The 14,768-nt window shown below is 67.6% G+C and carries 11 protein-coding genes; 6 read left to right on the top strand and 5 right to left on the bottom strand.

Translation table 11 applies throughout. From position 1 onward, the window contains the following. Positions 1 to 12: 12 nt before the first annotated feature. Genes OG842_RS24930 through OG842_RS24920 form a run of 3 tightly spaced genes read right to left on the bottom strand, consistent with a single transcriptional unit; the run spans position 13 to position 2,550 of the window. The gene (locus OG842_RS24930) at positions 13 to 1,548 is read right to left on the bottom strand and encodes a sodium:solute symporter family protein (RefSeq protein WP_328512506.1); all 1,536 of its coding nucleotides are present in this window, start codon (positions 1,546 to 1,548) and stop codon (positions 13 to 15) included. Continuing rightward, the gene (locus tag OG842_RS24925) at positions 1,545 to 1,703 is read right to left on the bottom strand and encodes a DUF3311 domain-containing protein (RefSeq protein WP_323185814.1); all 159 of its coding nucleotides are present in this window, start codon (positions 1,701 to 1,703) and stop codon (positions 1,545 to 1,547) included. The genes OG842_RS24930 and OG842_RS24925 overlap by 4 nt, the downstream gene beginning before the upstream one ends. A gap of 55 nt (positions 1,704 to 1,758) precedes the next feature. Continuing rightward, a complete protein-coding gene (locus tag OG842_RS24920) occupies positions 1,759 to 2,550 on the bottom strand; it encodes a class E sortase (protein WP_328512505.1) in 792 nt (263 codons plus the stop codon). Positions 2,551 to 2,636: 86 nt separating this feature from the next. Between OG842_RS24920 and OG842_RS24915 the strand changes: the two genes are divergently transcribed. Then, positions 2,637 to 3,644 (top strand): SEC-C domain-containing protein, encoded by a 1,008-nt coding sequence (locus OG842_RS24915; RefSeq protein WP_328512504.1) that lies wholly within the window; start codon positions 2,637 to 2,639, stop codon positions 3,642 to 3,644. A 94-nt stretch (positions 3,645 to 3,738) separates the two neighbouring features. Here the strand turns inward: OG842_RS24915 and OG842_RS24910 are convergent, their stop codons facing one another. After that, a complete protein-coding gene (locus tag OG842_RS24910) occupies positions 3,739 to 4,143 on the bottom strand; it encodes a hypothetical protein (protein ID WP_328512503.1) in 405 nt (134 codons plus the stop codon). Beyond that, entirely contained in the window at positions 4,128 to 7,514 is a 3,387-nt protein-coding gene (locus OG842_RS24905) for a phage tail protein (RefSeq protein ID WP_328512502.1), read from the bottom strand. Before OG842_RS24905 ends, OG842_RS24910 begins: the two co-directional genes overlap by 16 nt. Before the next feature lie 999 nt (positions 7,515 to 8,513). Here OG842_RS24905 and OG842_RS24900 point away from each other — a divergent pair. The 5 genes from OG842_RS24900 to OG842_RS24880 all read left to right on the top strand — a co-directional run bounded on the left by OG842_RS24900 (position 8,514) and on the right by OG842_RS24880 (position 14,739). Beyond that, the gene (locus OG842_RS24900) at positions 8,514 to 8,894 is read left to right on the top strand and encodes a hypothetical protein (RefSeq protein ID WP_266732704.1); all 381 of its coding nucleotides are present in this window, start codon (positions 8,514 to 8,516) and stop codon (positions 8,892 to 8,894) included. A gap of 15 nt (positions 8,895 to 8,909) precedes the next feature. Then, on the top strand, positions 8,910 to 11,237 hold the full coding sequence (locus OG842_RS24895) for a hypothetical protein (RefSeq protein ID WP_266732702.1): 2,328 nt from the start codon (positions 8,910 to 8,912) through the stop codon (positions 11,235 to 11,237). Beyond that, positions 11,237 to 12,241 carry a hypothetical protein gene (locus tag OG842_RS24890; RefSeq protein WP_266732700.1) on the top strand — a complete coding sequence of 335 codons (1,005 nt, stop codon included), beginning with the start codon at positions 11,237 to 11,239 and terminating at the stop codon, positions 12,239 to 12,241. Before OG842_RS24895 ends, OG842_RS24890 begins: the two co-directional genes overlap by 1 nt. Positions 12,242 to 12,560: 319 nt before the next feature. Further along, entirely contained in the window at positions 12,561 to 13,055 is a 495-nt protein-coding gene (locus tag OG842_RS24885; protein WP_328512501.1) for a GNAT family N-acetyltransferase, read from the top strand. Positions 13,056 to 13,209: 154 nt separating this feature from the next. Beyond that, positions 13,210 to 14,739: an ATP-binding protein gene (locus OG842_RS24880; RefSeq protein ID WP_266732697.1), complete on the top strand. Its 1,530-nt coding sequence runs from the start codon at positions 13,210 to 13,212 to the stop codon at positions 14,737 to 14,739. Positions 14,740 to 14,768: the final 29 nt, after the last annotated feature.

Genomic DNA, 14,768 nt, shown 5'->3' with positions numbered 1-14,768 from the left:
CCGACGACCGGGTCAGCGACTGGTCCCCGCAGGAGCACCGTCGGGTTCCGCCACCTGTTCCGGGGCCCCGATCTCGTCCCGCGCGAGCACCTCCTCGTCCGGCCGGTCATCGCGTTCGCGCGGCCCCGCGTACGTCACCGCGAGCGCGACGGCGAGGTTGGCGCCGAGCGCGACGATGCCCGCGTTCACCCCCCACACCGGATCGTTCTCCGTGAACACGAACCCGCACACCACACCCACACCGACGACCAGCCCGCTCATCGCCCCGAGCAGGGTCAGCCGCCGCCACATCAGCCCCAGCAGCACCATGGGGAGCAGCTGCGCCATTCCCTCGTACGAAATGAGCGAGAGCCGCACCAGGGTGTTCGGCGCGGTGTACGTGAGCACCAGCGCGATCACGCCCGCCACCACCACGACGGTCTGCGCGGCACCCTTCTGCCGCCGCTCCCAGCGCGGTACGAGCGAGAGCACGCTGCGTCCCCACATCGTGCCGATGACCAGCATGAAGACGGCCATCGGCACGATCGAGGAGAGCGCCGCCGCCACCCCGATGACACCGACCGCCCAGGCCGGCAGCGAGTCCACGACCAGCTTGAAGAGCGCCAGGTTCGACTCGGCGCCGACGAGCCCCGGCACGACGAAGAGGGCCGCCATGCCGAGCAGCATCGGCACGAAGAGCAGCACGTTGTAGGCGGGCAGCAGCATCGCGTTGCGGCGCAGCACGTCGGCGTTCTTCGCGCCGAGGTAGCCCGCGACGGTCGTCGGGAAGATCACCACGGTGAGCGAGTTGAGGAACGAGGTGGTGATGAACCAGGCCTGTCCGAGCCCGCTGTCCCCGTGCCCGGGGAAGGTCAGCCACTCGCTCTTCTCGGTGACGATCCGGTCGAGGAAGGGCCCGTACCCGTCGAAGTAGTGCATCGGTACGTAGACGGCGAGGAAGCCGAGCGTGGCGATCACGAGGACGTCCTTGAGCACGGACACCCACGCGCTGCCGCGCAGCCCGCTGACCACGACGAAGCCGGTGGTGACGGCGAACGCTATGAAGTAGGCCTGGTTCAGGCTGATGGCACCGTAGGAGATGGTCGAGACGACCACGCCCATGCCGGTGATCTGGAGTTGGATGTACGGCAGCAGGAACACGGTCGCGAGGACGGCGACGAGCGCGCCGAGCCAGGGCCGGCCGAAGCGGTGCGCCACCATGTCGGTGATCCCGACGAGCCCGTGCTTGCGCGCGTACGCCCAGAGCATCGGCCCGACGACGTAGCCGATGGCGTACCCGCAGGACATGTACGCCACCACGTAGAGCACCGGCGCCCCGTAGTTGTAGCCCCAGCCCGCGGCGCCCAGGTAGCTGAAGCTGGTGTAGCCCTCGCCGGCCATCAGCACCCAGATGAAGACGGTCCCGAGGCTGCGCCCGCCCACGGACCACTCGGCGAGCCCGCCGCCCTCGCCGTTCCCCTTCCGCCGCCCGCGCGTCGCGAGCAGCCCGAGGGCGACGGTGGCGACCATGAAGACCGCGAAGACGGAGGTCGCGACGGTGGCGTTCACCGGCGGTCCCCCCGACGGGTCAGCCATACGGCGACGGGGGTCAGCAGGGTCGCCCCGAGCAGCCACACGAAGAGGAACGGCAGCCCGAGGATCACCGGGTGGACCCGGTTCACGAGCGGCAGCACTCCCAGGTAGAGCACGTAGGGGGCCAGCAACCACAACAACTGCGGACGTCGTCTGAGCACGTAAGGGAACCTTAGTGCGACGCCGCTACCGCGACCGGACATCCACGAGTTTTCCCCATACGACAAGCCGGTACCGGGAGGTGAATTCGGGCGTGCAGGTAGTGAGCGTCACATAGGAACCGGCCGCGGTGTACCCGGCGTACGGCTTCATGTTGCTGCGCGGGATCGCGGCGATGACACCGCCGTCGCGCGGGCTCGTCCGCGCGAGCGTCCGGTCGACGGTGTACGAGTACACGGCGTCCCGGGTCTCGATGTTGATCCGGTCCCCGCGCCGCAGCCGGTTGATGTACCTGAAGGGTTCGCCGTGCGTGTTGCGGTGCCCGGCGAGCGCGAAGTTCCCGGGCCGGCCGGGCTGCGCGGCGCGCGGGTAGTGCCCGACGTACCCCTTGTCGAGGACGCCGCTCTTGCTGATGCCCTGGGCGACGGGCGCGACGAGCCCGATCCGGGGGACGCGGATGACGGCGTACGCCTGGTCCCACCGGGGCGCGGAATGGGCGGCACGTCCTCCATCCGGTGCCCCACCGGACCCACCGGACCCACCGGGCCCGCCCGAATCCCCGGACCCGCCCCCGGGATCAACGCCGGGCACTGCCCCGGCTCCCCCGCGCTCCTCCCCCCACTCCCGCTGAAGGGCCCGCACCTGGTGCTCGGCCCCGGAGCGGGCCTGCCGATTGGTCCACCACAGCTGATGAACAACGAGCAACAACAGGACGACGCCGAGGGTCACCACCAGCTCGGCACCCGTCCAGAGCCCGCGCGCGGCGACCCTGCGCCCTCGCGAGTTGCGCTGCACCACCACCGGTATCCGCTCCCGCACGGCCGCACGATAGGCCCCCGGCCCGTAACTCACCAGGCCTGGAACAACTCTCCGCCCCGGAGCCGTACAGCAGTACGGTGTGGTCCATGCGCCCCGACACGCCTGCCGACCACACCACCGAAGCCGAGCGCCTGCTGCGCGCCGCGGCGCGGTACCCCGAGGACCGTGAGCCGCTGCTCCTCCAGGCCGCGGCCCATCTGGAACTCGCCGGCGACCGCGCCCGCGCCACCACCCTCTACGACGAACTCCTCGGCTCCCCCGACCTCGATCTCGACCACCCGCACCTGGTCAAGGCCCTCAACGCGGCCAACCTGTGGGAGTACGGCCACGAGGCGGAGGCCCGCGCGATCATCGAAGGCATCCGCGCCGCGGGCCCGCTCGACCCGGGCCCCTGGGAGATCGCGGCCGAGACCCTCGAAGCCCATGACGAACTCGAAGCGGCCCACGACTACTTCTCGACCGCGCTGACGCTGCTCCTGACGCCGGGCGAGGAGGTCCCGTACGCCGTCCAGACACTGGTTTTCGGCCGCCACCGGGTACGGAGGCTGATGGGCGTCGACCACGACTCCTGGGACGAGCTGGCCGACACCCTGCACACCGCCGCCGTCCCGCTGGACGAGCTCCACGACCCGAAGCGCCTGTGGTCGCTGGGCTCCTCGGACCCGGGCGAGCTCCGGGCCGAGATCACCCGCCTCCGCGCCGAGCTGGGCACGTACCGCACCGCGCTGTCCCGGCCGTTCCCGGTCGCGGTGCTGCACTGGCCGGCCGCCGAACTCACCGAACTCCTCGCCGCCTACCCGGACCTGCGCGAGGAGTACCCCTCCCACCCCGAGCACCTGGCCCGCCTGGAGTCCGCCCTCCGCGACCTCCACCAGGCCGGCACCCCGAACCTGGGCATCGTGACCGGCACGGTCCCCTCGTACGAGGCCTTCGCCGCCTCGGAGGCCGCGTCCCCGTCCGACCCGGGCCTCCTCCCCCAGTACGCCACCACCCTCGCCGCCCGCGGCCGCGCGATCCCCTGGCCCCCGGCCCGCAGCGCGGCCTGCTGGTGCGGCTCGGGGCGGGCCTACCGGGAGTGCCACGGGGCGGACTGAACGTCGGCGGTGCGGGGGCTCGTTCCGGTCAGGACGCGGCCCCCGCACCGCGTCAGAACCGCGTCACGGCCCGGGAGAAACCCGGCGCGGAGCCCTACGCAGGTCCCCTGCGCACCTCATCGAGCGCGCTGCGCAGTTCAACGGCTCGTTCGGCCAGCCAGTCGAGGTAGGGCTCCGGTGTCTCCTCCGCCGGGCTGCCGAACCAGAGGTCGGCGGAATGCTCCAGCGTGCGGGCGGCCCAATCGGGAGGGTCGGCCACGACCCTCTCCACGCAGTCGACGACATCGGAAGCCCACCAACCGGCGTTTCTGACCCGGATCTTGAAGACCTCCAGGGCTTCGTCGTCGGGCGTCGTGCGCCAGAGGTCGTCGCAGAGCTCCGCGAAAAAGAGCGCGGGATTCCGCTCACGCCACTCATGGTCCTGCTCGATCTCCCGAAGAATGCGCCAGCCCAGTTCATTATTTTCGGTCATCGGTCCCCTGCTCAGATCGTCGGCCAAGCGCTGTGGACGAACCACCCCTGAGGTGCCGACTTGTCGAGCAGGATGCGAACTTCGGTGCCGCCCGGAGATCCTCTGTCGGCGAGGGGCGGAGATATGGACGCATTGGCGTCCTGGGGATGGAGTTTTCGATTGGTTGAACCCCCCAGCCACGTGGGAAGCTGACTCGCGGTAGCCGCATGACTATCCATGCGCAGAAAACAGACTCCGGCGCCTACCACAGGGACAATGGTCTGGATTTTACCCTTTTTGAGAATTTCAACCCTGAACGCCGTCCAGTCCTGCATGACGTCCGAAACTGCGTTCTGTATGCAGGTGCTCGCATCGCCACTTCCGGCGAACGCCCCCGCCATCCCGCCGCACTTGGGAATGTTGGTGGCTGCGCGGTATGCGACCCAGTCCTCGCTGACGGTGGAACCGAGCACCGCAGGAGCCATGGCGCTCGGGTCCCGCGACTGGCCCAGAACATGCCGTCCCGCAATGTGGCCGCTCTGGTGACCTGCGGCGTCTTCTCCGGCGGCACCCCTGGTCCGCCGCGGATCCTTCTTGGCGAGATGGCCGACGAGATCCTTGTCTGCCGCGCCGCCTATGCGCCGAGCCAGCTCCGCTCTGGCCGCATCGCGGTTTGCGCGGCCTTCCGCACCCTTCTGCCCCTTGAGCCGAATACCCTTCTGCGCGTGTTCCCACAGCTCGACATCCGAGTACGCGCCGGGGTCGTAGACAGGCTCGGGCGGGAGGATGTGCGTATTGGTCTTGATGGCCTGCACGTGGACGTGAGTGCCGTCGGCGTTCGTGGATTCTTTGATCAGCCGGAGCGGAACTCCGTGGCTTCCCGATATGGGGGCGAGGCGGGCCGGAACGGATTCGAGAGGCGGCTTCGATGAAAGGAGACGGTCGGCGGCTGCTATGGCCTGCCGTTTCTTGCCGTCTTCCGACTTCCCGGAATCCCCCTCACCCACCTTTTTCTTATTATTCGACTTTCCGGGGAATTTGTTCTGGAGCTTGCGCCACAGCGCCTTCCCCCTCTTGGCGATGAAGTTGACGATTTTGTCGATGGCGCGGTTGACGGGCCTGGCGACGGCGTGGAAGACGGATTTGACCTTGTTGGCGAGGGATCCGATCCCGAGAAGCGAGGCAAGAAAGCCGATCAGCAACGGCACGCAGGCCGCGAGGGCGGCCTCGACCATCTTCGGGACGCCCGCGGCGCCGCCGTTGGCGATGGCGATGACCGCGTCCAGGACGGCGTTGACGAACTCCACGATCTGGGCGCCCTGGTTCACGATGAACGTGACGATGTCGATGATTCCCTTGACCGCGCGGACGAAGGCGGAGGCGGGGTTGAGGAGGGAGATGATCCAGGTGATCCCGGCGATGATGACGGTGGGGATCAGGTAGCTGGTGAGTTTTTCGAGGATGGTGGCCTTGAGGTCGCCGGCCTCGGACTCGATTTCCTTGACGGCGCCTGCGGGGCCTTCCGTCGCGAGTTTCTTTGCGACGGGGACGGAGGACTCGACGGCGGTCATGGCCTGGTCGGGGATGCCCTTGCGGGTGATGCGGGCGCGGATGTTGGCCCAGGTCAGGCCGAGGAGGGAGCCGATGAGCTGGATGATGCCCTTGAGGTCGAACTTCTGGGGGAGTTCCAGGCCGGCCTTGACCGCGGTGCCCAGCAGCCAGGAGACGACGCCGGTCTTGAGGTGCTCGGCGATGTTGGTGATGAAGAGGTTGAGGCCGGCGCCTACTGCCTTGACGAGGTTGCCGAGGAACCCGATGGGGTCCTTGATGATCTTCATGATGGCGGAGGCGGCCTTGGCGAGGATGCCGAGGAGGAGGTTCTTCAGTTCGTTGATCGTCTTGATGACGCCGACGATCGCGTCCTTCGCCTTGTCGACCAGGCCCTTGTTGGCCTCCTGGAGCTTCTTGATCTCCTCGTCGACCTTGTTCAGGGCAGCGGTGTATTTCTGGGCGAGGTCCTGGACGAGCTGCTCGGACTTCTCGTTGACCGTGGCTTCCAGGTCGTCGAACTTGCCCGCGAAGTCGGTGGCGGCTTCCTGGCCGAACTCGCTTAGGTCTGCGGGGAGTTTGTCCACCTCGGCCTTCAGCTCGGTGCGGCCCTTGGCTATGCGGGCCTTGGCCTTGCCCAGTTCGGTGCCGATGATGTCGGCGACGGACGAGATGACCGTCTGCATCTGGGAGACGTAGAGCTTGCGGGCTTCCTGGAAGAGGTCGTTGGCCTCCTTCGGCATGCCCATCAGCTTGTCCTTGGCCCACTTCGCGGGGCCGAACATGCCTGAGTAGCGCTTGTCCTTGTACTTCTTCATGCGGCGCTTGTGGTCGGCGGTGAACGCGTCGCGGGCCGCCTTCTCGCCCGAGGCGAACGCCTCGTCGACCTTCTTGTCGAGCCCGGACAGGGTGGCCTCGACGTCCTTCTTCGTTCCGTCGTAGACCTTCTGGAGCTTGGCGGTGACCTCGGCGCGCTTCTTCTCGTCCTTGGACTTCGTCTCGCCCTTGCCGCCGTCGACCTGTTTGCCCGCCGAGGTCCTGGTCGCGGTGAGGGCGTTCATGGCCTGGGCGCCGGAGGCCGCCGCTCCGGCCTTGGCGGTGCTCAGTTGCTGGGCCTCGGCGGCCTTGCCCTTGGCGGGGGCCTTCGCGGAGTCTGCTTCCGCGGTCTTCTTCGTGGACAGGGCCTGATCGAACTCGGGCTCGTTGCCCTTGGCCAGCTGGTCCTCGGTGACCTCGGCGTCCGCCATCGCCTGGTCGTTGGCGGCCGGGCCTTCGGAGAAGTCCGTGACCGAGGCCGGCTGATGGGCGGGGATGGCGTCTGCGGCGGAGGGGGCGCCGGGGTTGGCGGGTGCCTGGTCGGGGGTCATCGGGGTGACGGGTTTGTCCTTGGCCGCCGAGGTGTCCGGTGGGGCCTTGGTGGCCGTGTCGATGTCCTTGGCCGAGGAGTCCTTCCCGTCCTTGACCTTCCCGTCGACCTCGTCCTTGATCTGGTCGGCCTTGCCGGACTTGGAGAACTTGTCGGCCTGGTCGAGGTTCTTCGGGGCCTGGGCGTCGATGGCCTTGTTCACCGCGTCGATGAACGCCTGCTTGTTGAACTCGCCGGGCTTCGCGGCGTTCATCTTCTCGGCGTTGGCCGCCTTGCCCTGGGCCTCCTTGTCGTCGGGGGGTGCGACGGCCGCGTCCTGTGCTGACTTGGACTCGGCGGCGGCGGGGGCGTGTGCGGCCAGGTGGACCTTCTTGGCCGCCACGTCCGCCTTGACCTTGCGGAAGCCGGGGGCCTGGGCGGGGGACGGTTTCACCGGGGCCGTGTAGCGCTGGGCGACCAGGCGGGAGACGGCCCTGTTGCCCGCCGCGCGTTGCAGGCGTTGCACGCTGCGGGGGTCGGGGGCCGGGCGGTCGGCCGGCGGGCGGTGGGATGGGGGCGTTTGGGAACGTGACACTTCGGGCTTGAGTGTCACGTTCTCGCGATGGGGGGTACCTCTGCCGTCGGAAGCGGAGGCGGGGTCCTTCTCCGGAACCGCCTTCATCCGCCCTCCCGGCCCGTCGCTGCCGCGTACCCCACCGTTTCGGCCAACACACCAAGGAGAAACATACGAAGCCCGGAAGGCCCTGCGGAAGACCAACTCCGTTATCTGTAACCGGACTTGCCTCAACGGGCACCCTCGCTGCGCGAACGGGAAAACGGAAGCGCACACCCCCGAGGGCCACGCGGCCACCGCCCCTCCCGCGGCCTGCCGACAAAAGAGATCCACCCGACGGCCCGAAATCCATATGGTTGCCCCATGCCCGAACTCCAGCGCCTCCGCCCCGACCACGCACGATGTGCCCCAGGCGGGGCGATCAGAGGCCGGGCAGTGGCACCGCCACGGCACACCACCTCGGAAGAAGCGTCACGATTCCGTGCAGAGACAAGATCGCGGCTACCTTGTCCGAGTTGCTTCTGTTACGAATGAAGAGGTCAGGTGCGCTGCCAGTGGGCAACTAGGGACAGTTGCCGAGGAACTGGCTGCACGTTGAGGACGAGACGTTGGTGACCTTCAAGATGCGGGTGGACGATCCCCTGAGGCGGTTGGAGGGATCTAGGGCCACTCCGCACAGGATCACGGCTCGTGCTCTGCCCACACCGCAACCCGGCGGATTCTTGAGGGGTATTGCCTCTGCCGCAATCACGGATGCGATCCCTGTCGTCGGGGTGCCGAGCAGACAGCGATGCGTCGCCGCGCCGGGCTCCGCACAGCCGGAAGCACCACTGGGACCGAGGCATACGGCGTGGCCGCACGAATACAGCAACTACGGGGGGAGTCCCTGAGATGGTGTGGGACGAGTGGGATCAACTGAAGGCCGATGCGCGGGCCCGTCGGCAGGAGGGCATGAGTCTGGACAGCGCTCCCGCCGCAGGCGGTGGAGGCGGCAGCGGGGACGCGGCAGACCTGAAGACGAACCAGCCGGGCAAAAAAATCGCGGTCAAGGCCTTGCGAGAATCCATACGGCCGGGGACGGACAAAGCAGGCCGCCACGCCGATGAGTCCTCGTCCTCCGCGGTGCGAGAGTTCTCGGGCTGGGACACCGGTACCGGCCTCAAGGACGCGCACGCGGAATGGGAGTTGCAGGTCAGGGACCTCAAGGCGCGTTTGGCGAAGGACCAGGGGGATCTGGAGGGGGCCCACAAGGACCTCCAGTACGTCGACTACGACGTCAGGAGCGGGGTAGCGGGGATCGATGCCGGGCCCGCCCCCCGGCGCGAAGTCTAGGAACGGGGAACAAGCATGCTCGGCTATCAGGACGTGGTCACCATCAGGATCGATGCGCTGACCGCGGCGGCCAAGGACTGGGACGGCATGGCCGGCGGTTTCGAGGAACTCGAGACCCTTTACGCCGCAAAGGTGGAGTCGTTTCCCAAAGACGGCACGTGGGTGGGCGAAAGCGCCGACGCAGCAACAGGGCAGTTCTCGAATACGCGCAAGCAGTTCAAGAACGGGCAGACGGAGGCCCGCGCCATCGCGTCGCTCCTACGGGACGCGCATCAGCAGTTTTCCACACTGATCGGCCACGTCAAAAAGGTGGTGGAGGAGGCGAAGGCGGACGAAATGTCCGTCAACAGCAAGGGGGAGGCTGTCTATGACTTCAGCAAGCTCACTCCGATGCGGCACGACGACGACTACCCCAAGTACGTGTCGCAGGCCAAGGCTTCCGAGGCTGCCTGGACGAAGGCGATCAAAGAGGCCGTGCGGGCGGTCGACGACGCCGACCAAGGCGTCAAACTGGCCCTCCAGGAGGCGGCCGGCATCAAGAGTTGGGTCGAGCGCGCGCTCTACCCTCTGGGGGGCCACACGTTCAATGGCTCGGCGCTGGGCGACATCGAGGTGTACGAGGCTCGCGAGGCCAAGAACTACGCGGACAGGTTGCTCGACGGCGAGAAGCTGACAGCTGAAGAGCGGGCCGAAATGGACCGGTTCTTCCGGGACAACGCGCACGACAAGGTATTCAGCCAGACGCTCCTCGACTCTCTGGGCCCTGAGAAAACCCTTGAGTTGTCCAACCGGTTCAACGATCTCGCATACCACGACGACACCAAGAACAAGACGCAATACCTCGGCCTGGAGCAGGGGCTGGCCAACACGGTGTCCGGTGCGACCCGCGTTCCTGATTTCAAGGGACCGGACGGTAAGCAGCTCACGTACGGATCCAAGGCATACCAGGAAGCCTTCTCGGAATGGAAGAAGACTTCGGATGCGTCGTTCTACAACGAATGGCGCGACGGGCTGAAGACGGCGGGGATGGAGAAGTACGACCTGGACGCCGCGGCGAACAACACCAACACCGTCGCCAAGGGCCATGGGCAGCAAGTACGGGGCTACCAGAGTTTCATGACCTTGATGGAACAGGGTAGCGACCAGCCGTCCGCACAGTTCATGGCGGACGTCACGGACGACATGATCTCCGCGGAGAAGCACGACAAGGACGTCTGGGACCTGTACGGCAACTTCGATGACGCCGGCGGAAAGTCCTGGTTCGCGAACGACCCGGTGGACGCCGCCCTCGGCATCATGGGCCGCGACCCCGAAACGTCCACCGGCTATCTCGACCCCCACTCCGGCGACGGCAGTGACGACCGCCTCGACTACCTCCTCAAGGATCGAGACTGGAACGTCACCAACACCACTGTGTGGCGCGGCGAGATAGAGATGGACGCTTCTGATGTCACTGACGGCGACAACCGCACCGGGCTCGGTGCCGCAATCGAGGCAGGAGCCACCGGCCATCCCGCCGGCGACACATCCCAGCCGAGCGATGGCAAGCACAGCGCGGCCGAAGCACGCATCATGCAGTCGACCGTGAATCTCCTCGACCAGGACACGAAGGGCGACAGCATCGACGCCAACCTGCGCGACCCCATCGCCCGAGCCCTGGTGGATTACGCTCCGGACACCCACAACACCCTCACGCACGACCCCCGTTACAAGTATCCGGAAGGCGGCTCTGTCTTCGAGGATGCCAACGGCGGTCACCTCAACGTCTCCCAGGACTCCCTGACCCGGGTGCTGCGGGGCGTCTCCGACAACCCGCAAAACTTCGCCAATCTTTACGACGCCGAACGCGCGCAGGCCGCCGCGGCACTCGCCGGTGCCGACGCGACGTACAGCGACAACAAGGACTGGGAGAATCGGGTCGCCGATGTAGGCATGGGATCCGGCGTCTTCAACGCCATCGGAGCCGATGTCATCCTCGACGACCGCGACGCCCGCAAGGCATGGGCGGACGACGTGGCTCGGTACTCCTACCACGCAGCGGGTGCGCCCCTGACGATCATCCCCAATATCGGGGACGCCGCACAGCGCATGGTGGACGCCGCCACCTATGAATGGTCCAAGGATGTGAAGGCAGAGGCAGACCAGGTCGCCAATGTCAAGGTGGCCGCGGATATGGGCGCCAAGTCGCAAGGAGCCCTCGACCTGGTCCAGCAGTGGGAGAAGACGCGCGGCATGGACTACACGACGGACTCTCGCGCCATCTACCTGCAGGACCAAATGAACCTGCACTACGGCTCAGCCCGCAACCAAGCCCTTGCCGATCTGCATCGGGGACTGTCCTGATGAAGAAGTCCGTCATCGCTGCCGCAACGGCAGCTGCCGTTCTCGCGGCCGGAGGCAGCATCGTCTACGCCACCGGAACCTACGACGACTGGCGTGACACACGTGCGCTGGACGACGCGTGCCGAGGCATGGTCGATGCCTCCGAGGTGCAGAAGGTGCTGGGCGCGGACCGGGTGAGCGGCAAGAAGTCCGGCGGCGCGGGGTGCTTGGCCTACGACCCCGGTGGCACCAAGGTCCGTGTGGCGATATCCGTTCAGCGTGGCAGGGACGCAGAGTGGATCAAGACGAACTCAGACATGTTCCTCACCAAGCACCCCGCCGAGATGCTGGTTCCAGTGGGCAGGGGCTGGCCGGCACTGGTGTCCGCGGGAACCAGTGCGGGGCCGTACGCCACCGCCTTTCTGCCCTGCGGCAAGGGGGCGGACAATGATCTGGTACTCAACCTGACCGCCACCCGGGCCGAGTCCGCAGGCAGTACGCAGGATCGGCGGGACGGAATGGCCGTTCTGGTCACCCGAGCCCTCGATGCTGCGGCGAAGGAACAGGGGTGTGCGCAGCACGACTCCTCGAAGGTGCACAGCGCGCCGTCTGACGCGTTCAAGGACCTGACGAAGGCCGGAACTGCGACAGGCACCTGTCAGGGCATCAACTCGCCCTCGTACGAGTCTGCGGCAGACACCGCGGCGCCGATCGAGCAATGCCTCACAGCCAATGCCGCAGGCGTTTCCACATTCCGTCTGGCTGCCTACTACGGCCCCTACACGAACGCCCCCCGTCGCAATCCCTTCCGCAGCCCTGACGATTACGTCGGCACGTCAGGCAGCAACGAAGGCAAGTCCTGGACCACCGCGTCATGTCCCACCGGCACGGCCCTGTACACGCTGGAACCCGTCGACTCCCACGCCACAGCCGGCGCCGGGGAGCGTCGGGCGCTCCTCTCCTTCGCCGCACGGTCAGCCGAGCGGCACGGCTGCGGCACCCCCGCCCAAGCGATCAGCGAGTAGTCGGCCCGCGGCAGGGCGCAGGTGCTGTCGGTACCCGGAAGCGGGTGAGGTCAGCCCCTGCTCCACCGCAAACGGACGAGGAGTTGTGGAAACACTGCGGCGTCGCCCTTGGTCCGGCAGGCGCAGAACACGCGGCTGCCTGCGCGAAGTGGCGTGCCTGCACAGATGCACAGGGGCGACCAACGCACGCTGATGCGGCGGCGGCAGCAGCTTGCGCTGCCGCCGCCGCGGGGAGGATGAGCATGGTGACCATCGCCCCTCCCGGAGCCCCGCCAACAAAAGAAATCCACCCCCGGCCCGAAATCCATAGGGTTGCCCCATGCCCGAACTCCAGCGCCTCCGCCCCGACCACGCGCCCGCCCTGCTCGCCTTCGAGCAGGAGAACCGCACGTACTTCGCCGAATCCATCCCGGACCGGGGCGACGCCTACTTCACCGACTTCGACGCCCACCTCACCGCCCTGCTCACCGAACAAGCCGCCGGTATCTGCCACTTCCACCTGCTGGTCGCCCCGGACGGCGAGGTGCTGGGCCGCTTCAACCTGGTCGACGTCGCGGACGGCTCCGCCGACCTGGGCTTCCGCATGGCCGAGAAGGCCACCCGCCGAGGCCTGGCCACGGCCACCGTCCTCCACCTCTGCACCCTGGCGGCTGCGGAGTATGGCCTGACCACCCTCCACGCATCGGCCGCCCTCGACAACACGGCCTCCCGCACGGTCCTGACCCGCGCGGGCTTCGTCCCCACGGGAGAGAAGGTCCAGCTGAGCGAGCGGCTGGGACTCCGTTACGTACGCAGCACGGCACCCCGGGCCTGACACGGAGCAACGACCCCGCCGACCACCGGCAGCGCCTTTGTCAACTGGATTCCACTCTGTCCCACCTTTGCAATATCATCACATCTCAACTACCCATCTCAGGGCCGCACCTCCCCACGCAGGTTCTCAGCCCCGTGTGCGCTAGGAAGTGTTCATGCCGCCCTACCAGCCTTCGGCCGACTGGCAGTTCGAGATCCCGACCTCCGGCAGCAAGCGGCTTCCGCCCGCCGCCCGCTATGTCGAGTCGCTGACGCACCAGGGCTACGGCTTCGAGGCGGCCATCGCGGACCTCGTCGACAACTCCATCGACGCCGGCGCCCGCAACGTCGTCGTGAGCTTCCTCCGTGACGAGGACCGGCTCGTCAGCCTCCTCGTCATCGACGACGGATGCGGCATGGACGACGAGTCCCTGGACACGGCCATGACGGTCGGCGGCCGCGAGGGGTACTCCGACACGGCCCTCGGCCACTTCGGTGCAGGCCTCAAAGCCGCCTCGCTCTCCCACGCCGACTCCCTCACCGTCATCAGCCGGACCAAGCGCAGCCCGTCGACCGGCCGCCGCTGGCTGACCGCACGCGCCCAGGCCGACTTCACGTGCGACATCGTCGACCCGGGCTACTGCCAGGACCTGGTCGACCGTTACGACGGCCTGATCCAGTGGCACGGCACGATCGTCCGCTGGGACCGGGTCCGCGCCTTCGACACCGTCACCACCGGCCAGGCCGACCGTTTCCTCAACGACGCGATCGAGAAGCTGGAGACCCATCTCGGGCTCCATCTCCACCGCTTCCTCGCCCGCGACGGCTTCAACATCGACATCGTCGTCGAGGACGTACGGACCAAGGAGGAGCTGGACCACCGGGGCGTCGAGCCCATCGACCCCTTCGGCTACCGCGTGCCCGGCCGGGCCGGTTACCCCCGTACGTACACCGCGCCGGTCGAGGGCGTCGGCGAAGTGGCACTGACCGCTCACATCTGGCCGCCGAAGTCGCCCCTGGTCAGTTTCCGGGGCATCGGCCCGCTCGCCGAGCGCCAGGGCTTCTACATCTACCGCAACGACCGCCTCGTCCAGGCGGGCGGCTGGAACAGCACGCGCAGCGCGGAGGGGCACCTCGCCCTCGCCCGGATCGCCGTCGACCTGCCGAACGAGCCGAACGACGTCTTCAGCCTCACGGTGAAGAAGGACGGCGTGACCGTCACCCCGGCCTTCGCACGCGGACTGGAACAGGCCACGGACGAGGCCGGACACGCCTTCGGTACGTACCTCCAGGAGGCGGAGACCACGTACCGGGAGGCCGCCCGGCGCGCCACCGAGCCACAGCGCAAGGCCGTCCTCCCGGCCGGCAAGGGCATCGACCCCAAGCTCAGGCGCACGCTGCGCGACGAACTGCCGGAGCTCGACGGCGAGGACCCGATCACCTTCCGCTGGGACACCCTGCCGTCGGACGTGTTCTTCGAACTCGACCGTGAGGAACGGGAGGTGAAGCTGAACAAGGAGTACCGACAGGTCTTCAACGGCGGCCGCCGAGGCGGGCTGAACGACGCGCCGGTGGTGAAGAGCATGCTCTACCTCATGGTCAACGAGATCTTCCAGAAGGAACGGGTCAGGGCCGTCCACACCGACAACGTCGCGCTGTGGAACAGCGTCCTGGTGACGGCGGCACGCTGCGAGCTCGCACGCTGACCACCGCCCCGTCGCCCTCCGCCTCCGCC

The organism is Streptomyces sp. NBC_00376, assembly GCF_036077095.1.
Taxonomy (GTDB): Bacteria; Actinomycetota; Actinomycetes; order Streptomycetales; family Streptomycetaceae; genus Streptomyces.
This window is presented reverse-complemented; position numbering and strand designations above follow the sequence as displayed.

Coding starts and splice junctions, on each gene's coding strand:
- OG842_RS24885 (WP_328512501.1), top strand. CDS start 12,561: ATGCCCGAACTCCAGCGCCTCCGCCCCGACCACGCGCCCGCCCTGCTC.
- OG842_RS24900 (WP_266732704.1), top strand. CDS start 8,514: ATGAGTCTGGACAGCGCTCCCGCCGCAGGCGGTGGAGGCGGCAGCGGG.
- OG842_RS24895 (WP_266732702.1), top strand. CDS start 8,910: ATGCTCGGCTATCAGGACGTGGTCACCATCAGGATCGATGCGCTGACC.
- OG842_RS24915 (WP_328512504.1), top strand. CDS start 2,637: ATGCGCCCCGACACGCCTGCCGACCACACCACCGAAGCCGAGCGCCTG.
- OG842_RS24890 (WP_266732700.1), top strand. CDS start 11,237: ATGAAGAAGTCCGTCATCGCTGCCGCAACGGCAGCTGCCGTTCTCGCG.
- OG842_RS24880 (WP_266732697.1), top strand. CDS start 13,210: ATGCCGCCCTACCAGCCTTCGGCCGACTGGCAGTTCGAGATCCCGACC.